Source organism: Treponema sp. OMZ 305, from assembly GCF_024181325.1.
Taxonomy (GTDB): domain Bacteria; phylum Spirochaetota; class Spirochaetia; order Treponematales; family Treponemataceae; genus Treponema.
Window position 1 is genome coordinate 1553877 of record NZ_CP051300.1, and the last position, 26308, is coordinate 1580184.

18 protein-coding genes and 1 tRNA gene are annotated in these 26308 nt (G+C 46.2%); 7 read left to right on the forward strand and 12 right to left on the reverse strand.

The window, feature by feature from the left end; all coding sequences use genetic code 11:
* Positions 1–158 precede the first annotated feature (158 nt).
* Entirely contained in the window at positions 159–770 is a 612-nt protein-coding gene (locus ABK01_RS06915; RefSeq protein WP_253675098.1) for an HAD family hydrolase, read from the reverse strand.
* A gap of 274 nt (positions 771–1044) precedes the next feature.
* On the opposite strand from ABK01_RS06915, the gene ABK01_RS06920 reads away from it, so the two are divergent.
* On the forward strand, positions 1045–2688 hold the full coding sequence (locus ABK01_RS06920) for a FumA C-terminus/TtdB family hydratase beta subunit (protein ID WP_253675099.1): 1644 nt from the start codon (positions 1045–1047) through the stop codon (positions 2686–2688).
* Positions 2689–3206: 518 nt separating this feature from the next.
* Here ABK01_RS06920 and ABK01_RS06925 read toward each other — a convergent pair.
* The gene (locus tag ABK01_RS06925) at positions 3207–3494 is read right to left on the reverse strand and encodes an HPF/RaiA family ribosome-associated protein (RefSeq protein WP_212564820.1); all 288 of its coding nucleotides are present in this window, start codon (positions 3492–3494) and stop codon (positions 3207–3209) included.
* Positions 3495–4151: 657 nt separating this feature from the next.
* Here ABK01_RS06925 and ABK01_RS06930 point away from each other — a divergent pair.
* The 5 genes from ABK01_RS06930 to ABK01_RS06950 all read left to right on the forward strand — a co-directional run bounded on the left by ABK01_RS06930 (position 4152) and on the right by ABK01_RS06950 (position 11767).
* Positions 4152–4637, forward strand: coding sequence for a hypothetical protein (locus tag ABK01_RS06930; protein ID WP_253675100.1), 486 nt, complete (start codon positions 4152–4154; stop codon positions 4635–4637).
* Between the two features lie 90 nt (positions 4638–4727).
* The gene (locus ABK01_RS06935) at positions 4728–8663 is read left to right on the forward strand and encodes an InlB B-repeat-containing protein (protein ID WP_253675101.1); all 3936 of its coding nucleotides are present in this window, start codon (positions 4728–4730) and stop codon (positions 8661–8663) included.
* 968 nt (positions 8664–9631) lie between these two features.
* Positions 9632–10342, forward strand: a complete 711-nt coding sequence (locus tag ABK01_RS06940) for an Rpn family recombination-promoting nuclease/putative transposase (RefSeq protein WP_371922002.1) — start codon at positions 9632–9634, stop codon at positions 10340–10342.
* A gap of 226 nt (positions 10343–10568) precedes the next feature.
* Positions 10569–10898 (forward strand): hypothetical protein, encoded by a 330-nt coding sequence (locus ABK01_RS06945; RefSeq protein ID WP_253675102.1) that lies wholly within the window; start codon positions 10569–10571, stop codon positions 10896–10898.
* Positions 10899–10972: 74 nt separating this feature from the next.
* Positions 10973–11767 (forward strand): Rpn family recombination-promoting nuclease/putative transposase, encoded by a 795-nt coding sequence (locus tag ABK01_RS06950; RefSeq protein WP_253675103.1) that lies wholly within the window; start codon positions 10973–10975, stop codon positions 11765–11767.
* Between the two features lie 85 nt (positions 11768–11852).
* Here the strand turns inward: ABK01_RS06950 and selB are convergent, their stop codons facing one another.
* The 5 genes from selB to ABK01_RS06975 form a co-directional block, all read right to left on the reverse strand.
* Positions 11853–13628: a selenocysteine-specific translation elongation factor gene (gene selB, locus ABK01_RS06955; RefSeq protein ID WP_253675104.1), complete on the reverse strand. Its 1776-nt coding sequence runs from the start codon at positions 13626–13628 to the stop codon at positions 11853–11855.
* A 35-nt stretch (positions 13629–13663) separates the two neighbouring features.
* Entirely contained in the window at positions 13664–15013 is a 1350-nt protein-coding gene (selA, locus tag ABK01_RS06960; RefSeq protein ID WP_253675105.1) for an L-seryl-tRNA(Sec) selenium transferase, read from the reverse strand.
* A gap of 5 nt (positions 15014–15018) precedes the next feature.
* Complete coding sequence (locus ABK01_RS06965; protein ID WP_253675106.1) at positions 15019–16395, reverse strand: MATE family efflux transporter; 1377 nt, start codon at positions 16393–16395, stop codon at positions 15019–15021.
* 22 nt (positions 16396–16417) lie between these two features.
* A complete protein-coding gene (locus tag ABK01_RS06970; RefSeq protein ID WP_253675107.1) occupies positions 16418–17146 on the reverse strand; it encodes a glycogen-binding domain-containing protein in 729 nt (242 codons plus the stop codon).
* A 133-nt stretch (positions 17147–17279) separates the two neighbouring features.
* Positions 17280–18341 (reverse strand): tRNA-dihydrouridine synthase family protein, encoded by a 1062-nt coding sequence (locus tag ABK01_RS06975; RefSeq protein WP_253675108.1) that lies wholly within the window; start codon positions 18339–18341, stop codon positions 17280–17282.
* A gap of 594 nt (positions 18342–18935) precedes the next feature.
* Between ABK01_RS06975 and ABK01_RS06980 the strand changes: the two genes are divergently transcribed.
* Positions 18936–19017 (forward strand) — tRNA-Leu (locus ABK01_RS06980).
* A gap of 132 nt (positions 19018–19149) precedes the next feature.
* On the opposite strand, the gene ABK01_RS06985 is transcribed toward ABK01_RS06980, so the two are convergent.
* The 5 genes from ABK01_RS06985 to ABK01_RS07005 all read right to left on the reverse strand — a co-directional run bounded on the left by ABK01_RS06985 (position 19150) and on the right by ABK01_RS07005 (position 26265).
* The gene (locus tag ABK01_RS06985; protein WP_253675109.1) at positions 19150–19947 is read right to left on the reverse strand and encodes an Rpn family recombination-promoting nuclease/putative transposase; all 798 of its coding nucleotides are present in this window, start codon (positions 19945–19947) and stop codon (positions 19150–19152) included.
* Positions 19948–20078: 131 nt separating this feature from the next.
* Positions 20079–20801: a hypothetical protein gene (locus ABK01_RS06990; protein WP_253675110.1), complete on the reverse strand. Its 723-nt coding sequence runs from the start codon at positions 20799–20801 to the stop codon at positions 20079–20081.
* Positions 20802–20814: 13 nt separating this feature from the next.
* Positions 20815–21546 (reverse strand): YggS family pyridoxal phosphate-dependent enzyme, encoded by a 732-nt coding sequence (locus ABK01_RS06995; RefSeq protein WP_253675111.1) that lies wholly within the window; start codon positions 21544–21546, stop codon positions 20815–20817.
* 158 nt (positions 21547–21704) lie between these two features.
* Positions 21705–22694 carry a glycosyltransferase family 2 protein gene (locus ABK01_RS07000; RefSeq protein WP_253675112.1) on the reverse strand — a complete coding sequence of 330 codons (990 nt, stop codon included), beginning with the start codon at positions 22692–22694 and terminating at the stop codon, positions 21705–21707.
* A 10-nt stretch (positions 22695–22704) separates the two neighbouring features.
* A complete protein-coding gene (locus ABK01_RS07005) occupies positions 22705–26265 on the reverse strand; it encodes a hypothetical protein (RefSeq protein WP_253675113.1) in 3561 nt (1186 codons plus the stop codon).
* Positions 26266–26308: the final 43 nt, after the last annotated feature.

Consider the following 26308-nt stretch of genomic DNA (forward strand, 5'->3'; position numbering starts at 1 on the left):
TCCTTAATAAATAGATAAAAATAGATTAGATACATGGGCATCTCTAAAAACTCGGTTAGCTTTTAGAAATGTCCTAACATATAAATAATGCTGTTATTTTATAGTGTACGATAGTTTATGTCAACGGCTCAATCAGGGCTTAATCCGGGCTTTGTCGTTTACAGGCAAGAAAGCCAATCTTTCTGAGCTTGCGCCAATCCTGTCCATACAAAACCTCGGAATCCGAGCTTTTGCGCTGCAGCGATATTCCGTTCAATGTCATCGAAAAAAACAGCTTCATCTGCGCGGATACCCAAACCTTTAAGACACTTGCGATAAATTTCCGGTTCGGGTTTTATCAGATGCAACCGGCATGAAAAGCATGCATAATCGGCGGCTACAAAGGGCGGAATTTCTTTTTCATATCGATCTAAAAATTGATATGGCATATTGGAAAGGATGCCCAATTTAAATCCTTGCTTTTGAATGTTCAATGCCCAATCGCATACCGCATTATTTAAAGTTCGCCAAGCGGCTAAATCGATATCCACCATTTTTTTTAGTAGCTCGGCATCTTTAGCGGCTTCTTCATAGCCGTTATTTTGCAGTAAGCGGCTGTACATTTCCTCACCGCTGATGATGCCGCGATCAAAATCGCTGCGGTGTGTGCTGTAAAGATTTCCAAATGCTTTCAACGGAATGCCGGTTTCGGCAGCCAGTGTCGCATCGATAGCTTCCGTATCGGTTAAAGAAATAACATTGCCGTAATCCAAAATCAGTGCTTTAATCATGAAAGACTCCTTGGGCATCTTTTAAAAACTGATTCGTAGGTCGGCAACGCGGACACCTGAATGAGCATTTTCTTACAGAATAAGCTGATAAGCTCGCAGTTTTTTAGAGATGTCCTTATTGTCATAGCATGAATTGAATATAAAACTCAAGAAGTTCACGGTAAACGCTATGGATTCCGCATTATAAATAGAGTCAAAAAAAATAGTGATACAACCGATATATAACCGATGCGTGGGCTGGTAAATTTGTTCTTTTCGATGTATACTTACATATATGGAATTTGAAAAGATTATTCCAGCCTCCGGCCTTGCGGCGGTACAGGGCGGAAACGGCTTAATAGTTGACGGCAGCATACTCGCTGTCTTCGCAGAGCAAGCGTTTAAACGATTGTCTTTTACCTTTCCTCAAGAACATTTGGAAAGTTTGCTGAATGTTGCGTGCGATCCTGCATCTTCGGAAAACGACCGGCTTGTCGCAGTTAAACTGTTGGAAAATGCAGTGATTGCGGCAAAAGGTACGCTGCCGCTCTGTCAGGACACGGGCGTTGCGCAAGTCTTTGCATGGAAGGATTCGTCCGTGTATTCGGTCTTAAACGCTGTGGAGGGAACAACGCCTTTCGGTTCCGATACGGAAGCGTTGACTGCGGGTATCGGGAAGGCGTATAAAGAGAATAATCTGCGGTTTTCCATCAATATTCCTTCTTCTCTCTTCGATGAAAAAAACTCGGCTACCAATTTACCGGCGCAAATTGATATATTCAGCACAAACGGAAGCGCCGAGCCTTCGTACCGTTTCCTGTTCTGCGCGAAGGGCGGCGGTTCTTCCAATAAAACGGATTTTACCTGCGCGACAAAGGCGTTGCTGAATCCCCAATCCTTTGAGCGTTTTTTGCAGACGAAAATCGCCGCCCTTGGAACGGCTGCCTGTCCGCCGTACACGATTGCCGTTGTTATCGGCGGGTTGAGCCCCGAACAGAATTTACAAACCCTCAAGCTGGCAACGACCGGCTACTGGGATGCGGTAGCGGCGTTAAACGAAGCCGGTGGCGCTGTCCGCTGGACGGATACGGTTGGCGGCGTATGTCCGTTGCGGTGTAAGGACTGGGAAGAGCGGGCATTGCGCATTGCTGCGGAAACGGGTTTAGGTGCCCAGTTCGGCGGTTCCCATCTTGCGGCGCACGCCCGTGTGTTCCGATTGCCGCGGCACGGGGCAAGCTGCTTTGCCTCTATCGGCGTGTCGTGCAATGCGCACCGGAACCTTGTCGGTTATATCAGCCGCGAAGGCGCCTTTTTGCAAAAAAACGTTTCCGATCCTCAGCCATACTTGGAAAAAGCGGCGGCGTATACAGCCGGCGCGGGTACACACCATGGGGAGCCTGTTAAGGTTGACCTCAGCTCCATAGACGCCGCCCGCGCCGTGTTATCGAAGTATCAGGTAGGGCAGGCGTTCCTTTTTTCGGGCGAGATTTTAGTTGCACGCGATGCGGCTCATGCCCGCTGGAAGGCGTTGCTGGAAAGCGATAAGCCGCTGCCCGATTACACGCTGCACTATCCGATTCTCTATGCAGGGCCTGCGGAAACACCGAAAGGCGCCGTTATCGGCAGTTTCGGACCGACAACGGCAAACCGTATGGATCCCTATGCCGATGATTTGATGAGTAGAGGCGCTGCGCTGATCACCATTGCCAAAGGGAACCGGTCTGAACAGTGGCGCACCGCGTGTAAAAAATACGGCGCTTTTTATCTCGGCACCATCGGCGGCGCTGCGGCGCTCATTGCGGAAAAGCATATCACTGCACGTAAAGTCCTCGACTATCCCGATTTGGGGATGGAAGCCGTTCAGCTGATTTCCGTCAAAGACTTGCCGGTGTTCTTGATTACGGATAATAAGGGAAATGATTTTTACGTCTCCCTATAAAGAAGCTTTCTATTGGTATTGGCACGACTCAAGACTTTAAACGTATTCTTGTCATTTCTACAAAAATAGTACATATTCTGAAGCTCAATTCAGTACAGGTCTCGAATGCGGTCTCGCCGAAGACGCAGTACGCGGTTCCCATCAAAAAGCGCTTGAAACGGCAAAGATACTAAAACAACTCGGTGATCCCGTAAAAAAGATAATGCAAGCGACAGGCTTCAGCAAGCTGGAAGTGGAAGCATTATAGGCTTCTTATCGCGGCAAACATCACATGCCGGAAGATAAAACAGGGAGTGTCGATGAAAAAAAGTTTTGTTGATACGATAAAAAAAAGTTTTGACGAACTTACGATAGCCGCTGATTATATGTTCTACTTCGGAATAGGTTACCTTAAAACGCGATATTCACGCGTCGTGCTATTTGTCTGATGCGTGAACTCAACGACCTGTTCGACAACGCAGTTATCGAACAGGTCTAATGTACTTCGGCTCCTTGGGGATAGAGATACCCGAGTGTTTTTATTTTTTAGCTTGTATCTTATCTTTTTCTTTTCGTACTTTCTGATCCAAAATATCCATCAATTTATTGACTCCTGCGTTAAAGTCATAATCCTCGGTGGAGACGTGTGCCGTTCCGCCTTTAAAATTGACGGTACATTCGTAGGTGAATTTTTTGTCGAATTTTATTGTGCAGAGAACGTCAACAATTAACTCTTCCGCATACTTAATCCGTTCAAATTTCTTGTGTACGAAGGCTTTTTGATCTTCGTCCAGCGTAAATTTTACCGCCTGTAAATTGATGTTCATAGTAGACCTCCTATACGGTATCAGGTGAGTGAAGGCGCCGCAAAATTAAATACCTTTTGAAGCGCTCCTTCTTTCAGGTCATTCTAAAAAGGTTGATCACGTTTTTAGAAGCCCTCTCTATTAAGTATACGTAATAAAATGCAAAAAGTCGAGGAAAATCCGCACACTTTCGCGGAAACCAATGAATAAGGGAAGGAAAATTCATAATTATGAATTATGAATTATTTTTCCCTTGCGCTTTTCCCTTTTTACTCCTATACTTATGGTTATGCTGAGCCAACGTATACTATTACCACAGTATCGATTATTTCCCCCAAAAGCGCAGATACCCGCATATTTTCAAAAGATACTTGACATAAAAATAGTCGGCAGTACAATCACTCAGCAACTCAGCAACTCAGCAACTCAGCAACTCAGCAACTCAGCAACTCAGCAACTCAGCAACTCAGGCGTAAAGTCTGTCTGCGCCCTGATAAACGGGCGTCTTTTTTTCACAACCATCTTTCTTTTTTCTCATTAGCGATGTTTCGGGGTATGTCCGGAAATGGAATAGTTTATGGATCTACCCTTGGGATAGACCGCACAACCGGTATTGGTTGTGGAACACATTTTTTAACTCTTTTTTAGCATACAGCCGGAAAGAGGAGGAGTATTATTATGTTAAACCTTACAGGTCAACTTTCTACAGCAGAAATAAGCGATTTTGTAAAGCAGAAAAACAGTTTATCAGTGTGGGATGATATTATTGCCCGCACAATGGAAATCTGGATACGGTTTTTAGGATATACCGGAGAAATCCCTCTGCGCAGAGCCCTTGTTCCATATCCTGAAAAATCTGTGATGTTTTGGTTTCCTAAAATGGAAGGAAGAGCTGACAGGGATAATCGCCTTTCAGAAGACGGTATGACAATAACAGAAATGGATACGGCAAGTAAAACCAATGATAGAGAGACAATACCGTATCTTGTCTTTGCAGGTTATCAAGGAAGAGAGGCGGGCGGCGCGCAGTATTACAAGTTTGTGGGCGTATTTAAATACAGTGCGCAAGATTCGCAAGACGGAGTAAAGCGTGTATATAAACGGATATCCGATCATTTGATATGGAAAAACGGCAATCCTGCTGATTTTGAGTGGCAGGACTGATGAACAGATGAACAATGGATGATTTGTAAAACAGTTGTTAATTCATAATTAAACATTACAAATTACGAATTATTTAAAAGGAGCGGTATTATGGAACGAAGATTCGGTTCACTACTTGGCGTGCTTGTACTGTTGATAAGCGCACTAACAATGGCAGGCTGTCCGAAAACCGCCGTAAGCTCGCAGGGGCAAACCGGCTACGCGGTAAGTTTCGGCATAGAAGGCGAACCGGCTAACGGCGTATTGACAGCAAAAATCGGCGAAAAAGAATTGAAAAATAAAGAAAGCGCACCGCTTGGCGCAACCGTTGTCTTTACGGCAAGACCTAACGATGGCTGCAAAGTAAAGGAATGGAAGGTAGACGGCAAGATCGTAAACGGCACGGAGAATACCTATTCTCTTAAAATTAGCAAAGCGGTAAGCGTAACGGTGAGCTTTGAAAAAACAAGTCCGCCCCCGTCGCCTACGGCTAAGCGCAAGGTAACCTTTAGCGTAGAAGGTACACCGGCAAACGGAACGCTCAAAGCGATGGTCGGAAGTACCGAAATCGGCTCGGGCGCTGCCGTCGAGCAGGGGAAAACCGTACTCTTTAAGGCAGCTCCCGCTCAAGGCTTCATGGTAGAAAGCTGGACGGGGATAACGCCTGCAAGCCCCAATGCCGCCGAAGTTCGGCATACGGTAACGGCTGACATAACGGTAAAAGTAACGTTTAAGAAGATACCTTCCCAAACCTTTAGCGTAACCGTACAAGCGGAAGAACACGGAAAGGCTCTGGTAAACCCAAGCCTTCTTGAAGGAAATAAGGCCGCAAAAGACACCGTTTTAATCTTTACGGCAACGCCGGATGACGGTTTTGTTGTAGACAAGTGGACAATTCAAGGCGGCAGCTTTGAAGCCGGTACCGGAGAGGATGGCAACAGTACTGCAAAGGTAAAAGTAACGGCTGACGTAGCGGTAAGAGTGAGCTTTAAGGCTAAACCTGCCGGGACCGTTCAATACAATGTAGAGCACTGGCAGCAAAATGTTACCGGCAATGACTACATCAAGGTTGATACCGAAGACAAAACAGGCGTTACAGGGGCAATAACGGAGGCGCAAGCAAAAACATATACGGGTTTTAGGTCTTTGGGCATTATTCAAAAACCGATAGCTGCCGACGGTTCAACGGTAGTACAGATTAAATATGACCGAAACCTTATCACCCTTACCCTTAATTTGGACGGAGGAGGCCTAACCCCTCCTCTTCCGGAAAACAAGCTAAAAGGCCGCTTTGGAAGCGATGTACCGGCAGTAGCAAACCCGATAAAAGAAGGCTACGTCTTTAGCGTGTGGAACCCTGAACTTCCTAAAAAGTTCCCTGCCGAGAACGGTACGTACACCGCACAGTGGGCAAAGGAGGGCGATTATACCATCATCTATCACCTCGATGGAGACAGCTACAACACTAACCCCGCCTCTTACAATGTAGAAACGGCAACAATAACGCTCAATCCCGCAATAAAAAGAGGGTATGATTTTGCAGGATGGTATGATAATGCAGCTTGCAGCGGCTCTCCCGTAACGTGCATCGAAAAAGGCAGTACGGGTGATAGAGAGTTTTGGGCAAAGTGGGAAGCCGTTACTTACAGCATCACCTACCACCTCAACGGGGGAGAAAACGATACCGGCAACCCTGCAAACTACATGGAAATAGAAACAATAACGCTAAAGCCCGCAGTAAAAACAGGGTATGATTTTGCAGGCTGGTATGATAATGCTTCTTACATCGGCTCTCCCGTAATGCACATCGCAAAAGGCAGTACGGATAATAAAGAATTTTGGGCAAAGTGGGAAGCGATTCCTTATACCATCACTTACCACCTCAACGGGGGAAAAAACCATGCCGATAATCCTGCAAACTACACGGTAGAAACGGAGACAATATGGCTAAAGGACGCAGAAAAAAAAGGTTATACCTTTAAGGGCTGGTATAATAATGCAGCTTGCAGCGGCTCTCCCGTAACGTGCATTGAAAAAGGCAGTACGGATAATAAAGCGTTTTGGGCAAAATGGGAAATAGCTATTTATACCATCACCTACAACCTCGACGGGGGAAAAAACCATACCGATAATCCTGCAAACTACACGGTAGAAACGGAAACAATATGGCTAAAGCCCGCAGTAAAAAAAGGGTATACCTTTGAGGAATGGTGTGAGCCTTTTCCTGGCGGCTATATACTCTGGAACCAAATCGAAAAAGGCAGTACGGGCAATAAAACATTTCGAGCAAACTGGAAAATCGTTACTTATGGTATCACTTACCACCTCGACGGGGGGAAAAACCATGCCTACAACCCTGTAAACTACACGATAGAAACGGAAACAATCACGCTAAAGGAGGCAGAAAGAACAGGCTATATCTTTAAGGGCTGGTATAATAATGCAGCTTGCAGCGGTTCTCCCGTAACGGACATCGTAAGAGGCAGTACGGGATATAAAGAGTTTTGGGCAAAGTGGGAAGCCGTTACTTATAGCATCACTTACCACCTCAACGGGGGAAGTCACAGCGGTAACCCTGCCTCTTACAATGCAGAAATGGGAACGATTACCTTAGAGGATGCAAGCAAAGCAAACTACACCTTTAAGGGCTGGTATGATAATGCAGAATTCACCGGTTCTCCTGTAACGCGCATCGTAAAAGGCAGTACGGGAAATAAAGAGCTGTGGGCAAAGTGGGAAGTGATTTCTTATACCATCACTTACGACCTCGACGGGGGAAAAAACCATACCGATAATCCCGCAAACTACACGATAGAAACGGAAACAATAACATTAAAACCCGCAGTAAAAAAAGAGTATATCTTTAAGGGCTGGTATGATAATGCAGAATTCACCGGTTCTCCTGTAACGTGCATCGAAAAAGGCAGTACGGGTAATAAAACCTTTTGGGCAAAGTGGAAGATAAACGAATACATGGTAACCTTTAGCGTTGAAGGCGAACACGGCACGCTTACGGCACAGTCGGACGGCATAGCTGCAACGGCGGATAGCCCCATAACCGTCGAACACGGCAAAACGGTAACCTTTACCGCAGAGCCTGCTGGGGATTACAAGGTAAACAAATGGACGGTTACGCCCGCCGAGGCGCTGCAAACAGGCGGTGGTGGCGGCAAAAGTATAACGGTAAAGGTGAGCGCAGCTACAGAGGTAAAAGTAACATTCAATCCTTCTTTTGATAAAACTTACACGATAGGCGATGTCAGCTTTACGATGAAAGGCATTGATGCCGTAACGTACGAAAGACTGGGGCATAGCGATGAAAGCAATAACCAACCGCACACGGTAAGCATTTCCGCATACCGGATAGGAGAGACGGAAGTAACACAGGAGCTGTGGCAGGCAGTGATGGGTAATAATCCGAGTTATTTTCAAGGAACAAGTTATCCGCCTGAAAACGGCGAAGTACAAGAAAAGCGTCCGGTGGAGGGAGTAAGCTGGTATGAGTGCATAGCCTTTTGTAATGAGCTGACAAAGAAAGCGGGGTTTAAAGCAGCTGACTGTGTGTACCATGTTCAAGGAACTGTGGATATATACACAAAAGCTCATGCACAGGCAAAAAAACAGCCGATACAAAGGCTATCTAGGAAAGGATTCCGCTTGCCAACCGAGGCGGAATGGGAGTGGGCAGCGAAAGGCGGTACAGAGGACAAATGGGCAGGAACGAACGATGAAGATACGCTTGGAAACTATGCGTGGTGCCATAAAAACAGCAACCAAAAAACCCACCAAGTAAAACTGAAATTACCGAACGGGTACGGCTTATACGACATGAGCGGGAATGTGCAGGAATGGTGCTGGGACAGGGCCGGTGAGTTGCCCGATCCGCTGCCGGCGGACTATGAGGGGTACTACGACGGTTATCAGCGCGTCTTTCGCGGTGGCAGCTGGCACAACAGTGCGTTCCAAGCCGCTCGTGCCTATCGAGAAGACTACAACTCTGACTGCAGCTACGACCATCTTGGCTTGCGTGTGGCTTGTCGCCCGTGAAAACTGCATGTCCGTGTACTGTCCAAGAATTGACAAGGAAGTCAATTCTTGGGCGACGAGTTTGCCGCAAGGCAAACTCGCTGCTGCTGACAGAATGTCAGCGGTTCTTCACAGTATCGAGTTTTTCATTAGAAAAACTCGAAGCGCACAAATGTACAAGGATGTACATTTGTGAGCGATGTCATCCGTGGCGGTACTGAAACGAGTTAGTGTGAAAGTTACTACTGTTTAGCTTTTATTTTCAGAACTATGCTTTGGAATCAATGCGGGTTCTTAGGGCAGAGCCCTAAGTCGCTCACTAAGGGGAGTACTTCCATGTACTCCCCTTAGTACGAGATTTGCGTCAAACGCAAATCTCGTTTCTGCATAAAATCACCGCCATCCGTGGCTGTTCTGAATAGATGGGGGCGTAGGGGAAGACTTTTTAGGTAGCCTCTAAAAACTTCAGTTTTTTAGAGGGTTTCCTTGAAATTTTTTTTTGCGATGTTTTTAATAAGTCATTCATATTTATAGACTTATTAAAAACTCGACGGGCATCTGAAAAAACTGACCGAGTTTTTTGCAGATGCCCTGTTATCGAAAAAAAAGAAAAGTCTTCCCCTAACTTAATAAAAAAGGTGATTTTTTTCTTCATTTCTTTAGCCGTTTTTGCATCCGTGCTGTATATATCCTGTAGAAACTACCGTCGTCGGTGGCGGTGCACGGAGGTGAATTACTATGAGAAAACACAACTGCTCAAGCCGATACATCCGTGTACCGGCTTGAGCTACGAGTTTTTGCCCAGCAAAAACATCGCTTCTGCATGGAACCAGCGGCATCCGTGCCGCTTCTGAAAGGATTCGGTCTTTGTTGATCTTTTCAGTAGCGATAGAACTGCAAAAGATAATTTTTTAGCGCTGTATAATGCCCTGTATAATACGAATTATCAGTCTACAGATATATTGAAAAATATACGGCTGAAACAAACAATGTATATGTCATTCGCCAATGATGTATCGTATCTCGTTGATAATAAAATCATCGTACTTGCAGAACATCAGTCAACCGTAAATCCGAATATGCCATTAAGATGTCTTGAATATGTTACACGACTGTATGAACATATCCAAAATCCCCGAGACCGCTACTCACGAACTCTTAAAAAAATCCCACTTCCCACATTCTATGTCTTTTATAATGGAGTAGAAAAACTGCCTGCAAAACAAGTATTGAAGCTTTCAGATTCCTTTATTATGCAATCGGAAACGCAAAGTCTTGAACTTGTTGTAAAATTGATAAATATCAATTATGATAAAGATAGTCAAATATTAAAGAGTTGTGAACCGTTGGGACAATACAGCCGGTTTGTGGATGCAGTACGTCGGCATATCGCAGTTGATAAAGAGCATGGGTTTGAAAATGCCATTAAAGAATGCATCAAAAACAATATATTAAGAGAATATTTACAAAGAAAGTCACGGGAGGTAGTTAATATGTTAATAGCCGAATATGATTACGATACCGATATTGCAGTACAGAGACAGGAAAGTTTAATGCTTGGGATACAACAAGGAGAAGCTCGCGGTTCCCGCCAAAAAGCGCTTGAAACCGCAAAGACAATGCTAACTATGGGGTATCCACTCAATGATATTTGTAAAATTTCGGGACTTTCTCAAGCAGAAATAGAAGCACTGAAATAATGGGTAATGTGTAATTATGAATTATGAATTATGAATTATGAATTATGAATTAAACCGGCCGCTTTCACATTGATGATTACCCTGTCTTAACCCTATATACAAAACTTTTTCTTTTTGTATGAGGTAATGCCTCATACGGGTAATGCTAGCATTATCCTTCTTGTCGCTCAATCCTCGTTTTTACAAACTAGTTGGCACAACATATTGTCTATTATATGTCCGGTATATGGATGACGTGTTACTCTTTGTCGATACCTTGCAGAAAATAAAAGACATGCTGCATACAGCCAAGCGCTTTTTGGAAGGGGAGTTGCTGTTAACTTTAAAAGAAGAAACCATAGGCAAAACTGTGAGTGGCGTACCGTTTCTGTTTTTTTTACTCAAGTCGAAAGGAATATATCTTGCGCAAAAGAAGAAAAAACGTCTCAAAAAGCGTATTAAGCAATACCGCTACAAGCTTGAACGTGGTGTGTGGAATGAAGAGGAGTATGCTACGCCCGTGTTGGCGCATGTTGCAATCGGCCGCTGCAGGAAGTTTTGCAATAGGATTTTGTAATTAAAAACTCAAAAACTCTTCATTTCTTTAGCCATTTTATTCTGAAAGTCATATAAGGATGGTAGGAGGTGTGAATGACGAGAAAACCTTTTGAAGAACTAACTATTTCCGATGATTTTATGTTCTGCAAAGTCATGGAGCATGAACATATTTGTAAAGAATTTCTTGAACTGCTCTTTAGCGCTAAGATAGAAAAAATCACCTATCTTTCGTCCCAGAACATAATTACCACCAATTCAGGAGCAAAAACCGTCCGGTTGGATGTACTGGTAAAAGACGAAGCCGGTACGTCTTACAATATTGAAATGCAAGTTGCTAACCAATACAACCTTCCGAAACGGATGAGATACTATCAGGCGGCTCTTGATATTTCGTTCCTTGATCAGGGATATTCTTATAAGACGTTAAACGATAGTTTTATTATCTTTATTTGTTTGTTTGATCCTGTAGGAAAGAATAGGGCTATCTACACGTTTGAAAATATTTGTGTGGAAGATAAAACCATACCCTTACAGGACGGAACAAAAAAGATTATACTGAATGCAAATGCATTTAGCACAGCAGATAATAAAGATTTACAGGGCTTTTTACAATATGTAAAAACCGGTAAGGTAACAACTGAATATACAGGGAGGATAGAGCAGATGATACAGACGGTAAAACAGAACGAATTAGCACGGAGAGAATACCATATTTTACCGGCAGCCCTTATGGACGCGATGGATGAAGGCGAGGCACGAGGTCTTGCCAAAGGTTCCCGCCAAAAAGCGCTTGAAACCGCAAAGAATCTCTTACACTTCGGATTATCCGTTGAAAATATTGCGCAAGCAACCGGTCTCTCTCAAGCAGAAGTAGAAGCACTGAAATAATGGGTAATGTGTAATTAAAAATTATGAATTATGAATTATGAATTAAACCGGCCGCTTTCACATTGATGATTCCCCTGTCTTAACCCTACAAGACGATTCTATCGTTCTCCTGCCGCCTTACCTTGCCGTTTTTTTCCAGAACATTGAGCAGCGGGATGACATATTTGCGCGAAAGATTGGTCGCGGTACGGGCGTCTGCAATGGTGATGATGTCGCCTGCTTTTTTCCCTTTTAAGATAGCGGCAATCGCTTTGTCGTATATCTCGCGGTGGTAGTGCAAAAAATTTTCCAACACGACGAGCTTACCGAGCTTTACTAAATCGCGGGCGTCTTTCCGTACTTGCGGCAGCTGGATTTTATCTATTTCGATACCGTCAAACCCTGCTTTAAGCGCCAACTGTAACAGCTGCTGTGCCGTTTTCGACAAGGTATCCCCGCTGCCTGCCAGCTTATACACACTGCCTTCATTGGCAAGTTTGTTTTCCGCGCACAGTTTTTTCAAGATTTCCTGCCGCACCTTTACCGGCACAGCCGTATCGATTTCCTCTGCCGTAAAACCTGCCTGACTTTTCTTTGCGGTCTCTAAAATCTTTGCTTCCCATTCGACAAGCTTTTTGGTAAAGATGAGCTGTTTGCCGCAGGCCGTAACGTCTTTTGCGTCAACCGAAAGCTCCTTGGGTTCCGCGCGGTCTTTTTCTATAAAGCCGGTGATGAAAAAGCCGCAGCTTTTCCACGACGATAATTCCCGTCCGGCATACACCGAAAAAAACTGTTTAAAGACGGATGCGCGGTAGGAGTCAAAGGCCGCAAGTATTCTGCACGAGGCGAGAATGGAACTTCCCCCATGCCTGATAAGGACGGCCGGTTGGTTCCAGCGTCCGGCAATAGGTTCCTGCAAGGACACCCGCGCCAGCGTGGGATCGGTTTTGTTAAAGTGAATCGCACCGATGGTATTGGTACTGCCGGTTGCAAGTTCCAGTTCGATATGATTTTTCATACCGGCGCCGGTTTCCTGTTTGTTAAAATATTCATCGACACGGACGAGCAGCTCGGATCCTTGCAGTACGGGGCTTTCGCCCATGCCTGCAAGCAGCATCCCGCGCTCTACCTTTTCCTTTTCGGATATTTTCAGGTTGAGCGCCGTCCGCATTCCCGATTCGGAAGAAGATACGTCGGCGTGGTGATTTTGGATGTTTTTAATCTTGCACTCGGTTCCGCCGGGATAGAGTGCAAGCTGATCGCCGACGGCAATGCTTTTACCGCGGAGCGTACCGGTTACCGTGATGCCGATTCCTTTCAGCGTAAAAGCGCGGTCGATATACAGGAACGGTTTATCTAACGGAGCTGTGTGGACGGCGCTCAATAATTCCGTAATTTTTTTCTTGAGTTCGTCGATACCGGCGCCGGTATGTGCGGAAACAGCCACCGAGGGTAATTCCCTTCCGAGGATTTCGCGGCAATGACGATTTGCATCTTCCCGTATCAGCTCGATCATATCAGGCTCGGCCAAGTCGGATTTGGTTATGACCAACAGGATGGAGTTGATATGCATCGCTTTAAGTACCCGCAGGTGATCGGACGACATTTGCATCCATCCGTCGTCTGCAGCGACAATCAGCATTGCCGCGTCAAGTCCCCACGTGCCTGCCACCATGTTACGGATAAACCGTTCGTGTCCGGGAACATCAACGATGCCGACCGTTCCGTGTACGGGATCTTCCAAGGCGGCAAAACCCAGCTCGATGGTCATACCCCGCTTCTTTTCTTCGGGGATGTGGCTGGTTTCCACTCCGGTTAAGCATTTTACCAATGCGGTTTTGCCGTGATCGACGTGTCCGGCGGTTCCTAAAATATATGCCATAGTCAACGCACCTCTGTGATTTTTTTAGCGAACCTCTAAAAGCCGGGCGAGTTTTTAGAGATATCCTGTAATTCTTGGATAAGATATGCATCATCGGCAGGATTCACGGCGGCAAGGTGTAGCAGCAGCCTATCCTCCGAAATAATAGCGATAATCGGAATGCTGCAAAACCGCAGCGCCGTCTTTACCGCTTCCGGTTTATGGGTGTGCAGCATAATTGCCCATGACGGGAAGGTCTCGTCGGGGGTGCTGCCGCCGCCGAGCGAGAAAGGGTAGGGAACAACACGTGCGGTTCCGGACGGCAATTTTCTCACAAGTTTTTCGCTCCGTTTTTTTATCACGGCAGGGTCAAGCAGCAACGCTTCGGCCGCGGCGCTCTTTCCGTTATTCAGGTAGTGCACGAGGGTCTCTTCCATTAAAGCGGCGACGGCGCGGCCTACCCGATAGGTGCGCATCAGCGGATGGCGGGCAATGAGCGCGATTAAATCTTTTTTGCCGGTAATCCATCCGCACTGCGGGCCGCCGAATACTTTATCCCCCGAAAAACAAACGAGGTCGGCGCCTTCTTTTAATAAGGCCGGTACGGTCGGCTCGTCTTGTAGGCTAAGCGAAATAGCGCCTGACCCTTGATCCACCGCAAGGATTACCTCAGGCGGTAGGGCCTGGCGGATGGCGCTCAGGGAGGGCTGCTCCGTAAAGCCGCGGATTTTATAGTTTGAGGTATGCACCCATAGCACCATTGCCGTCTGTTCGGTAACGGCGGCGGTAATGTCTTCAAGGGTGGTGATGTTGGTGGTGCCGACTTCTACGAGCGTGCAGCCTGCCTCCCGCAGAATGTCGGGAATGCGGAAGCCGCCGCCTATTTGCACCTGCTGGCCGCGCGCAACGATAACCTCTTTCCCGCTTGCAAGCGCTTTAAGTAACAGAAACACGGCAGCGGCATTGTTGTTCAGCATCAGCGCCGCTTCCGCACGGACAAGCGTACTCATCGCTTCGACGGCAAAGGGGAACCGCTGTCCCCGTTTGCCGTCCTCCAAATCCATCTCGATAGCCGAGTATGATTGGGCGGCTTCCTTTGCCGCATCCCAAATACCGTGCGGAAGCGGGCTTCGTCCGAGGTTGGTGTGCAAGATAATGCCCGTCGCGTTGATAATCTTCGAAATCCGCTTCCGTATATGCTGTGTGCACCGCTGCCGGATGTCCGCTATACACGTATCAAAAGACGGAACGGCGGCTCCTTTTAAAGCCGCAGCCCGTATCTGCTTGATATACTCCGATACGATAATGGATACAATCGGTCTGCCGAGTTTTTCGATGCAGCTGGAAAGCTCATGATGTGAAAGCAGTTTTTCGACTTGCGGTATCTGTGCCAGTGAACCGTGCATAGCGGTTACTCCTTTTTTTCGTTTGTGATGGTGAGCGCCGACACCCATTTTGTCCGTAGAATCAGGATGATTGCAATCAGTGCAGTCGCCATATTTGAAAAGAGGTTTCCCCAAAAGATTGCATAATATTGTAGGACGTGTTCCGTTGCCAGTACAAAGATGTAACGCAGCAGCCATATACGGAGCACACCGAGCACAAGCGGCATCTTCGTTTTGCCGAGTCCGATAAACGCACCCTGAATGGTCATACAAATACCGAAGCCGATAATCGAATAGGTATAGATGTTGAGCGCATTGTTTGCAATACCGATAATTTCCGGCTCCCGTCTGAATAAGACGGTCAGATAAGGCGAAAGCGGAATCATAATCGAAATCATTATAACGGCGATAATGATGCTGGTGATGCAGCCGAGGAGACAATCCCGTTTTGCCTTTTGCGGGTATCCTGCGCCGATGTGCATACTGACCATCGTCGTAATTGCCGCGCTAAAAGCCGCAGGCAGATTGAAGCACAGCGCATTGATATTGCTCGCGATTCCCTGTGCCGCGACCACAATAGCTCCGTATTTTTCAATCTCTTTATTGATAAGGAAAAAACCTAAGTACAAAAAGGAATAGTTGAACATTGCCGGAAAACCGACTTTCAGAACCTCTTTGATGATTTTTGAATCGAACTTGAAGTTTTTAACATCGAGTTTGTCCGGGCTGTTGTGGATGAATAATTCGTATACCATCCAGATTGTAATGCATACGTTTGCCAAAAGAGATGCGAGCACGCAGCCGATAATTTCGAGCCGCAAAACATAGAGAAAGATAAAATTGCCGATAACCTTCAAGATAAAGAGGATGGTCATTCGGGTAAAAGCCGCTTCGGGTTTCCCGTTTGCGTTTTTGATACCGTTATACACGGCCTCTAAAAAGCTGAACGGTAAGACGATGCTGTACCACGAAATATATTGGCGGACATACGGCGCTATATCGCTCTGCAAGCTCCGTGAAACCGCCACGCTGATGATCAGAAGCAGCGGCGCACTGATGATTCCGAGCATGACCGCAAACAAAAATATTTGCGCAGCAACCCTTTTTCCTTCTGCGATTGCGCCTTTTCCGTTCAGCTGACCGATGATCGCCATTGCGGCTACGCTTAACCCCTGCGACAGTCCCAACACCATCGAAATAATCGGCTGAGAAAAAGTTACTGCCCCAGTTACGGCGTAACCGGTCAAGTTATTGATAAAAAGCCCGTCGGTAAACGGCATCATCGCCTGCACGGTATTCATCAGTAACGAGGGGAGAGAGAGAATAAGCAATGTCGTGACAGGATTTGCGGTAAGGATGAGTTCGCGCCGCGCTTCCGTTGATTGCTTCAGGAATGTCTTCATACGGCAGAAAGCCTATATGCCGCTATTCCACGGAAATAACCGAAGCAGTCCGGCCATCGGTCATGTAAACGTGCTCGCGGTTTGTCGTATCGGGAATTTGCTTGCCATCTGTAAAGTAAGCGTAATACCAAACGCCATTCGGTAGCGGAAGGTATAATTCATATCGACCGGGCATCACTTCTTCTAAGTTGTACATAAAGGGATCCCAGTTATTGAACGTGCCCGCAAGGTATATCCGTTTGCCCGATTCTCCTTGATAGACAAAACGAGTTCTGCCGTTGTTTTCGACGGCGGTTTTATATTCTTTTTGATACGGAATCTTTAAAACCGAAAGGGACATTCCTGCGGAATAGTCGAATATTTCATCGGGATTGAGCGGATCGGTAGACCAGAGACCGTTAATAACCAGCCGGTAGTGCAGCTCCCTCATTTCTTCAGGTATCTGCATAATATAGAAAAGGATTGATTTTTTAGTTTCGGTACTATCATCGCTTCGGTATAAGCGCTGGAAAGAATGAATCGATTGGAAGTTTTCATGTTCAAAGGCGATTCCGACATGGCGCGCTACTCCTGATGCCGTAAAAATGATATATTTACCGGTGATGAGCGGGGCATCCGTCCGTGCAATTGTCTCAACAAGATCTCCGTAGGTGTATGTGTCGATGGCAGTTTGCTCCGTCGCTTGAGCCGCGATCAGTATGCACAAGAAAAAAAAGACTGCCGCGGCCTTTTGCCGCATTGCATTGCACATGATATCCTCCCGAATATTTTAACCGTATATATATGGAAATGCCGATTACGATTACTGGAGTTAACCGGCTGTTATCTTTTAATAATAATAACATACTTCCATTTAATAAGCATCGGAAAATAATCCGAAAACTTTATATTTCAATCAGTTTGTCGTCCGGCAACTGCTCAAAGTAGGTGTGCAGTACGCGCTCCATTTCTTCCCTGCTTCGAGCGCGCAGCACCTGTGTTCTGCAATAGTGTGCAAACGAGAAGTTGTCGCAATAAAACTGAAAGAACCGCTGTGCCCGCGTAAGGAAGAAGGCCGACGGCTGTTCTGTTTCGAGGTATTGCAAAAACGATACCGCCGTTTGTTCAAGGTCGATACGGTACGGTGCAAAATCCGGCGCACCGTCACTTACTGTATCGGCGGTGCGGGCTTCGTCCGTGTCGGCCGCATGGTCTATGCCCGATCCCGATTCGACGGCGTGCTTGCGGCGTATTGCTTCAAAAATCCACGGCATTTGTACCGCCGTGCGCCCGATCATCCACCCTGCGCAAGGATATCGCTGCGCGGCGGTTTGCAGTTTCTCTGCCGAATTGATGTCTCCGTTGCCGTATACCGGGATAGGCAAATCCTTTGCGAGCGCTGCCGTGTATTCGTGGAGGGCAGGCCGCGCATAGCTTTGCCGCTGCAGGCGCGGATGGATTGTGATAAGCTGTACGCCTTCATCAATCAGCATCGTACAAAAGCGTAAAAGATACGCATAATCGATAGTAGAGCCGAGTCTCAGCTTTACGCTCAGTCTAAATGACCTGCCTTGTTCCGTAGAATATGCCTCAATCGCTTGTTTAACCGAGCGCACTGCTTCGGCTGTCGTGTTAAGCGGCTTCAGCATCCAAGCAACGCCCGCCCCCGTCCGTACAATCGGCGGAGCTGAACATCCCATGTTTAAATCAACTCCGATACCGCCGTGCCGCAGTACGATCGGTACTGCCTGCACAAAGGCCTCCGCCTTCGGCGAAGTGAGCTGCCACACCAGCTTTTCCGGCACAGGATTTGCCCGCAGATACCACTGCTCAAACGGCCCTCCCGCAAGCAGCGACGGCGCATGAATCATCTCGGTAAAATATTCGTCAGGATCGCCGAAGGTATGGATAAGCATCCTCAATCCCGAATGGCTGATATTCGCAAGCGGCGCCAGTATGAGCTTCATCGCAGATAACTTTAGCAAAAACTGCGCGATTTTGCAATGAGGAAATTCCGCACATTTTTTTCTAGCACACGGGCAAACACACTACTGATGAGAACCACCGACATCCCTGTCGCTGTTGAGCAGTGAACCTCCCTGTACACTGCTCAACGACGAGTTTGCAACGCAAACTCGCTTCTGCATGGAACCACGGACATCCTCGCCCAAAAATGAACATCCTTGTTCATTTTTGGGCTGCCAGTTTGCAAGCAAACTGGTTTACTGTTTAGAACCAGCGGCATCCGTGCCGCTTCTGAGATACGTTGAGTATTTTCAGCAGCAGCGCGCAGTATATACCCTTTCCGTAAGCCTTTTGAAAATAGCCTGTCCAGAAGTGTACACGGATGTACACTTTTAATGATGGATGCCCCTACCTCCAGGGCTTTTGAAAATAGGCGATGCAGATGCTAGGAGCATACAAAAAACACCCGCAGGCGTACTTTTTGTACGTCGAGGACTGTTTTTTGTTAAGCGACAACGCAGATGCACCGCATATTTTCAAAAGTAAGGTCTTGACTTTATTTGTAATCTTAGATATAGTACACCCCTGTTACAAATGCGGCGGTGGTGGAATTGGTAGACACGTCAGCTTGAGGTGCTGATGCCGCGAGGTGTGCTGGTTCAAGTCCAGTTCGCCGCATGAAGGCTTCTTTTGAAAATCAAAAGAAGCCTTTTTTTATGCAGGGCATCGGTTTCCGATTTGGTAAAAAATAAAACCGGAAATCTTTTTACAGATTTCCTCATTTGTTTAATGGAGTGCTTTTGTTTTATGCTATGCGGGTTGATTTGTTTCCAAGCGCTTTACTTCATCAAGAGAAAGGCCAACATATTCCGCAATTTTTTCAAGTGTCAATGTACCGTCTGCTAACATACGCTTAGCAACATTTATCATACCCTCTTTAAGGGTTTGATTTCTCATATCTTCCATGACCTTACACATGACCGCAATCCCCTCCTTGGTTTCTTTAAAAAATCTTACTCGATTTGCTAATACATCGTAGTACATATCAGATGGATTAATGCAAGAAAAGTCGTGCATTAACTTTCCAATAGGTGTTTCATCGCGATATGCCCCGTTGACATATACGATATGCGATCCGTCCCCAAATTTTTCACCGGTTTCAAGAAAGCAACGTTCAATCCTGTATATAGGTTTTTCTCTTCCTATAACGTCATTTTCGGTTATGAAAATGATAAACGTTTCAGGAAGAGTTTCAAAATCCTCGCTTTTTTTTAGAAGATTTGCATCCATCATACTGCTATTATAACGAGCACGTTTTCTTCCGGCTCCTTTATCTGCGCGTTGGATTTCGATATTATATTTTCTTCCGGCACTATCGGTTGCAAGTACATCTAGTCTGACGGAACGGTTTAAGAGATTTGCTAAAAATACTTGCGTACGGGCATCGATTACTTTCAAATCTGTCTTGTCCAACACAATGCTCAATATCAGTTCAATGCATTCCGTATTACCTTCAAAACATTTTGTAAAGAAATCATCGTCGAGCAAACGAAAACCTCTGAGCCGCTGTAAATCTTCCTGATGTTTCCGATTTATCGTTTCAGCCACTGCTAAAATTCCTGTATGCCTTTCTCTTTATCTTATGTTATCATAAATTTTCTGTTGGTTCAATCAACAACCCCGACGCTTGCGTCGGGGTTGTTGATTTTCAAAAGAAGCCTTTTTATTTGTGGGTGCGGTTAGTTTCCTGAATGTTGCTTCGCAGCTGCCTTTTTTGTGTCTTTTTCTGTAAAGTTGATCGAAGCCTTTGCAGCTCCTCCCGAAAAGATGATGCGGCGCTTCGCTTTTGCATTGCCGTATTCTCCCGGGCTTTTGGTAAGTTCATTACCGGCAATGGTGAGCGTCCCTCCGTTTTGGACGTAATCGATATGATATTCGGTCTCTTCCGAAGGGAAGACTATGGCAGCGGTTGCATCGGTTACGGTGAATGCACAGGATTTTACAATTTGTGTTTTATCAAAGGACAGCGCACCTCGCACAATATTGATTACGGCATTTTTAAAGACACATTCGGTAGTTGTTACCGATCCCATATTCAACATCGCAAGGATATGTACTGCCTGTACTCCTTCGAGGCGGATATCCGCACGGCTTACCCGTATGCTGCAATTTTCCAGCAACATCGTTTTCGGTATAAAGACATACAGTGTGCCCTGAGAAGGAGTCATCTGGCGTATCCGCAGGGTTTTTTGTGTCTCTATGCAGGACAGTTTTTTGCCTTCCGCAAGTTCAAACCGATAGGCGATGCGCTCTTCATCGAACGTTTCTGCAATCAAATGTACCTGAGAAAGCTCAATATCAAGACCGTTGGTCTTCGACCGTGCGTAGGTAAGCTCTTCGCCGAAAGCGGTTAAGGCAGATAGTAAGAATATAATTACAAGCAAAATCTTTTTTTTCATCATCTCTTTAGCATTATTATGAAGGGTTTTGTTCATTCCAGTAGTAGGTGTCGGGGTAATGACGTTCGCCGAATACCGCCGTACCGATACGCAACATAGTCGAACCTTCTTCAATGGCAATTTCGAGGTCGCCCGACATCCCCATCGAAAGAATATCCGTAGAAACATTGGGTAGTGCCATTGCGGCGACGCGCTTTTGTACCTGTTTAAGGCAGCGGAAGCACGAGCGTACCTTGTCTTCTTCTCCGGAAAACAACCCGATGGTCATAAACCCGCGGATAGTGACATGAGGTAGGGCAGCGATGGCTTTTACCAGATATTCCGCTTCTTCCGGCGCACAGCCGAATTTACTTTCTTCCGCTGAGGTGTTTACCTGCACTAAGATGTCGAGCTTACGGTCTTCCTGCGCAAGCCGCTGTTCCAGTTTTTGCGCCGTATCAATATTATCGATTGATTGGATACATTGCGCGTACTGAATCACCTCTTTAATCTTATTCGATTGCAGATGTCCGATAAAATGCGTCGTATGCGGCACTACGGAAAGTGCTTCATATTTATCGCGCAACTCTTGTACCTTGTTTTCGCCGATTAAAGTACAGCCGCAAGAAAAAGCCTGTAGAATCCGCTCCGGCTCGACGGTTTTAGTTGCAAGCAGCAGCTGAACTTCTTTTGGATCGCGCCCTGCCTTTTTGCACGCCACTTTAATCCTTTCCATAATATGCAGGATGTTTTCTTGAATAAGTTCCATAAAAATGTACCGTATGCTCCTGATACCCTAAAGTAAACCTGTTCGGAAACTTCCGTTTCGGAACAGGTCTAGTATATAATCCCTTTGGTATTTATGCAATGGAAAAACAGACGATGTAACACAGCATCAGGTATGCAGGAAAGGGTAATTCTCAATTCTTAATCAATAATTCCCCACCATTCATCCAGCAGAGCCCGTGCTTCTGCCTGTAATGAGGGAACCACGCAGGCTTCCAGCTGTTTGAGGTTATCGGCACGGTATATGCGCCCTAATGCCTGTACCGCTTCGCGTATACGGCTGTCCGGAATAGGGTGTTCATCTAGATAAGAAAGGATAATAGTAAACACCGAGGAGGTGGAACACACTTTTTGCCATTCGGCAAGATCGGTGATTTCTTTGCGGGACGTTATACCGGTGTTGATGCGGTAGTTGTAGACGGTGTCGTTAATTCCGAGGTAGGTTCCGGCGTGTAAGGCGATAAAAAAGTATGTAAGGACGTCCTCCGCCATCGTGCAGTAGGTAAAGGGGATTTCTGCGTAGGCTTTTTGGATAAGCGCTGTTTTAAAGAGCTTGCCCCACAAAAAGTCCGCATAGCGCTGTTCCAGCAAAAACCCGCGCATAATTGCATCGCCGGTAAGCGTTCCCGTGTATACGTTTTGCGCTTTCCGCGTAAAGGAAGCGATGCGCGCTTCGGGTTCCCCTTCCGTACCGAATACCGCAGCTTTCCCGTGCACAATGTCCGCGCCGGACGCACAGGCGGCATCGTACAGTATACGGAGAGCCGCAGGCGGCAGCTCATCGTCGGAGTCGGCAAAAGCGAGGTATTCCCCCGATGCTGCGTTCACTGCCGTCCGGCGTGCTTCCACTAGACCGAGGTTTTTACGGTGTTCCAAAAACACAAACGGCAGCCCCTGCATTTTAAACTGCTTGGCGTACGTTTTTATGATACGCCCAAGTTCCTTCGTGCCGGGGCTGCCGTCGTTTACAATGATAGTTTCAAAAAGCGGAGCATCCGCCTGCCGTAGCACGGTGTCTAAAAACCGCCCAATCAGCCACTCCGTCCCGTACACCGGAACACAGAGGCTGACAAGCGGTTTTTGCTGCACAGCGCGCCGAAAGGGTGCTGTGCAGTGCCCGAGAAAACTCATCGGTCTGCGGTTATTCCCAAGCAAAACCGCAACCTGAGCTCCATCCTATTTGCTTGGAAAAAGTAGCTTCGGCTTTCTTTCCATTTTCTCCGTTTTGCAAATTTCCGTCTAAGTCGAATTCAAAAACACTGTTGGTGTTTTCCTCAGTATGAGAAGAAGAATCAGCACCGTTCGTTCCATAAGCACCGTCGGAAGCAATCACCAATTTTTTCGGCTTAACGGCGATAAAGCGGCAGAAGCCGTAACCTGTTTTAGCTGCCTCATCAGCCTCTTGTTTATGCAGTTCCTTCCCAGTACCGGAGAAAGAATCCTTGGTATTCCCGGCTTTGTACAAGAGACCATTGCTTCTAAATTTATCGGTTGTATACACACCGCTATTTTCTTTCATTGTTTTTGTTATACGCGACGTAACAGCATATAGTACACCATTAACTACCTGCAAATCATGAATAGTCTCCTCATAAGTATTGTAAGGGGTATGAGCATTATGGGCATCGAAGGAATCAGCTTCATTGACAATAACGATATGCCCATCTTCAGCGACTGGTAGATCCTTCTTATACTTTCGTATTCTAAGCGTATAAGGATTTGTAGACAAGCCTTGTTTTTTTGTCGCAACAAATACCCCATCTCTGTTCGCTGCCAGCGCGGTAATGTCTTCGCTCGATACGTCAATGCTATAGCTTGGTGTCGTAGGTACTGTACCGCCAAAGGTACCTGTCCACCCATATCTTGCTACCTTGTGTTCGGTAGCGTAATACAAATAATGATTTCCGTCGGAAATATCTACGGCAATGGCAATGGCATTAATTCCTGTCGGTAAAGTCAAATTTTGATCGGGAGTTGCTGCGGCAGCCTTATCATACGCACCATCTCGCAAAGTAAAGCACCGAACATAGCTCTTGTTTGCTACAGTATCGGTATACACGATATACAGGTTACCGTCTTGGTCATAGCAGAACACATCGGTAGGGGTTTCTGCCGAATTCGTTGATTCCCAAAGGGCATCGCCGACACCGGGGTATGCGGTTGAAACATTATCGCTTACCCAGTAACGCGCACCTTGATAGGCAGGAGGACTGTTGATGAAATCTTTTTGCCACAGCAGCACTTTCGTATCGGTCTTTTTGTACTGAGACTTAGGATAATCTTCGAACCATGACGCTTCGTCCGCACTTATGAAAGAAACGGTTTTATCTTTGCGGTTAAACGCCATAATGCGGTCTTTGTTACCATTGAATCGATGGTTTTCGTTTATGTCTTCGATATTTGCACCGTCATCGGCAAAGTAGAGGTTGTCCCCGTCATAGCCGATAAAGCCTGCCGGATTAGACAAATAAGCTTTATTATATGGGACGGAACCGGTGCCTGATGCGGCGGGATTCAGACCTCCGTCGTTCGGCAGTGATGCATCTTCCGTCAGCGTTGTACCGTCATATCCGAACCGTACCACCTTCCCAAGGGCATAGGGGGCGATACTGGACTGAGGAGTTTGCTGGGTAAGCAGGGCGTATACACCTTGCCGGTCTGCAAAAAGTCCGGTACATCTTGTTTCCGTTTGAGTTCCGCTGCGGAGTTTGGGAAGTTCCGGTACTTTTTCGGCAGGAGGTGCGGTTAATGAGAAGTTGTATATTGAACTTGTGTTCATTGTATAGGCATAGAGCTGCTTTTTAACATTAATACCATCTTGCACATCCATCGCAACAAAGAGCGTACCGTCAAACGCAGCAACGGAATCAATACGGGCAGGAGAACCGGGATACTTGGGAACAGTAACCATTACGGCATTACTGAACTCTGTATATTCCTCATCCGTCTTCTTTGCCATATATACGGTAAGCTTAGGATCCAAAACGTTGTTCTTGCGTTTCAGCAAGAAAACATCCCCCGTTTTAAAATCGACTGCGATATCGGTAATAGCAGAGTCAAAGTTAAGCAAAGTAGGTGTTTTTACAGTTCCGAAGTTTGCATCCTTCTTGCCGTCTGCATTAAAGCGTTCAAGAAGCAGCTTGCTATCCTTATGATACAGTACATAAACGCTGCCGGCACTGTCCCGCGCGGTCTTGAACCAGTCGACGTCTGATGCAAGCGCTTTGGTTCCGTTCGCTGTTTTCAGTTCGAGCGTAACCTTATGAGTATCTTTGTCTGTTGACCACAGCACATTCGGTATTTTTGATGTATACTGATAACCGGTATATTCTGCAAACCATGTTGCGCGTGTGCCGGAATCCTCAAAGGACAATTCAAACGTATCGCGATTGACCTTTGCAATACGGTTTTTGTTGCCGGCAATACAAAAGCCTATATAGGGATGTTCGCTTATTTCAGCACCGTCATCCGCAATATAGAGGTAATCCTCATCATAGCCGATAAAGCCTACAGGATTAACAAAAGTATTCTCCTCAAAGGCAAGGGATGGATAGCGTACCTGATCAGCCTTGGAATGCAGCCCTATCACTTTTTTGTCTGCAAGCACTTCTTCGCTATATGTATAACGAACGAGCTCTCCTATCATATACAGCTGACTGGCATCCGACTTCTGTTCCCGCAGCAGGCAGTATACGTTATTTTCATCGGCAAATGCCCCTGTACACTCGGTCATCCCGGCTACTGCACTGGGACGAAGGCTTTCCAACGTTTCTACGGCTTTTTCCTCCAGACTCAATGATGTGTCGGATAGCGTTACTTTACAAGCAATCAGTTTATTTTCCTTTGTTACCAAGAAAAGCACATTATTATATGCCGCTGCCGCGGTAATAGTGCTGGAAGAAGCTGCACTGGCTAACGAACTCATACCAAACGGAGCAGAAAGGGTAAAGGTTTTTGATCCGCTCTCTGTGAGCGCGTATACATTGTCGCTGTTAGCATCAAATACAAAAATAGTATTGGTTTTAGCATCAACCGTCATAGTGCTGATGCGAGCAGAGGACGGCAGAGTGTTCAGAGGGATCTCGCAATGAGGATTCCCTTCGGCATCGAAGCGGGTAAGGTGTCTACCGCCCTTGTCATAGAGCATATATATTCGCCCGCTGCTGTCACGGGCAATAACCGGCCGGTCTAAATAGTTGCCGCCGATTCCACTATTTTCAACAAGTAATTTCTCGTCTGGCAGCTTGCCTACCAGCTTGAGCGTAATTTTAGAATCATACAGATCATTTTTTACAACATAGGAAAGGATATTCCCAACGCTCTTAGGCGTTTTGGAAAGCTTTACGACAACATCATTGTTCCCAGCCGTAACGGTATGTTCTTTTGAACCGCGCCATACGCCTGCATCAGTTTTTACGACAACTTGTACCGTAATTTTCTTTCCAACAGCAACTTGAAGCGTAACCGATGTTGTTCCTTGTGCCAGTTGAGCACCATTTTCATCGGTAACGGTAATTTTTGTATTTGTTTTGTTAAAAATAGGCATTCCCTCGGCATTAACGGCACGGGAAGCGCCGCCGCCGATGACAATCCTTACCGTGCCGGTACCTTTTCCGGCTGTCAAACCTTGGTTACAGGCCGTAAATGCAAGGCACAGCGCTGCAAAAAGAATGCTTACAGAGTTTACATACAATTTTTTCATAGTCTTCCTCCTCCCACAAAAAATAGCCGATTCGCATTTATTA

Bases quoted from the DNA above. Each gene is read 5' to 3' on its own strand.
- ABK01_RS06915 (WP_253675098.1), bottom strand. From the start codon at position 770: ATGATTAAAGCACTGATTTTGGATTACGGCAATGTTATTTCTTTAACC.
- ABK01_RS06920 (WP_253675099.1), top strand. From the start codon at position 1,045: ATGGAATTTGAAAAGATTATTCCAGCCTCCGGCCTTGCGGCGGTACAG.
- ABK01_RS06925 (WP_212564820.1), bottom strand. From the start codon at position 3,494: ATGAACATCAATTTACAGGCGGTAAAATTTACGCTGGACGAAGATCAA.
- ABK01_RS06930 (WP_253675100.1), top strand. From the start codon at position 4,152: ATGTTAAACCTTACAGGTCAACTTTCTACAGCAGAAATAAGCGATTTT.
- ABK01_RS06935 (WP_253675101.1), top strand. From the start codon at position 4,728: ATGGAACGAAGATTCGGTTCACTACTTGGCGTGCTTGTACTGTTGATA.
- ABK01_RS06940 (WP_371922002.1), top strand. From the start codon at position 9,632: ATGTATATGTCATTCGCCAATGATGTATCGTATCTCGTTGATAATAAA.
- ABK01_RS06945 (WP_253675102.1), top strand. From the start codon at position 10,569: ATGGATGACGTGTTACTCTTTGTCGATACCTTGCAGAAAATAAAAGAC.
- ABK01_RS06950 (WP_253675103.1), top strand. From the start codon at position 10,973: ATGACGAGAAAACCTTTTGAAGAACTAACTATTTCCGATGATTTTATG.
- selB (WP_253675104.1), bottom strand. From the start codon at position 13,628: ATGGCATATATTTTAGGAACCGCCGGACACGTCGATCACGGCAAAACC.
- selA (WP_253675105.1), bottom strand. From the start codon at position 15,013: ATGCACGGTTCACTGGCACAGATACCGCAAGTCGAAAAACTGCTTTCA.
- ABK01_RS06965 (WP_253675106.1), bottom strand. From the start codon at position 16,395: ATGAAGACATTCCTGAAGCAATCAACGGAAGCGCGGCGCGAACTCATC.
- ABK01_RS06970 (WP_253675107.1), bottom strand. From the start codon at position 17,146: ATGTGCAATGCAATGCGGCAAAAGGCCGCGGCAGTCTTTTTTTTCTTG.
- ABK01_RS06975 (WP_253675108.1), bottom strand. From the start codon at position 18,341: ATGAAGCTCATACTGGCGCCGCTTGCGAATATCAGCCATTCGGGATTG.
- ABK01_RS06990 (WP_253675110.1), bottom strand. From the start codon at position 20,801: ATGATGAAAAAAAAGATTTTGCTTGTAATTATATTCTTACTATCTGCC.
- ABK01_RS06995 (WP_253675111.1), bottom strand. From the start codon at position 21,546: ATGGAACTTATTCAAGAAAACATCCTGCATATTATGGAAAGGATTAAA.
- ABK01_RS07000 (WP_253675112.1), bottom strand. From the start codon at position 22,694: ATGAGTTTTCTCGGGCACTGCACAGCACCCTTTCGGCGCGCTGTGCAG.
- ABK01_RS07005 (WP_253675113.1), bottom strand. From the start codon at position 26,265: ATGAAAAAATTGTATGTAAACTCTGTAAGCATTCTTTTTGCAGCGCTG.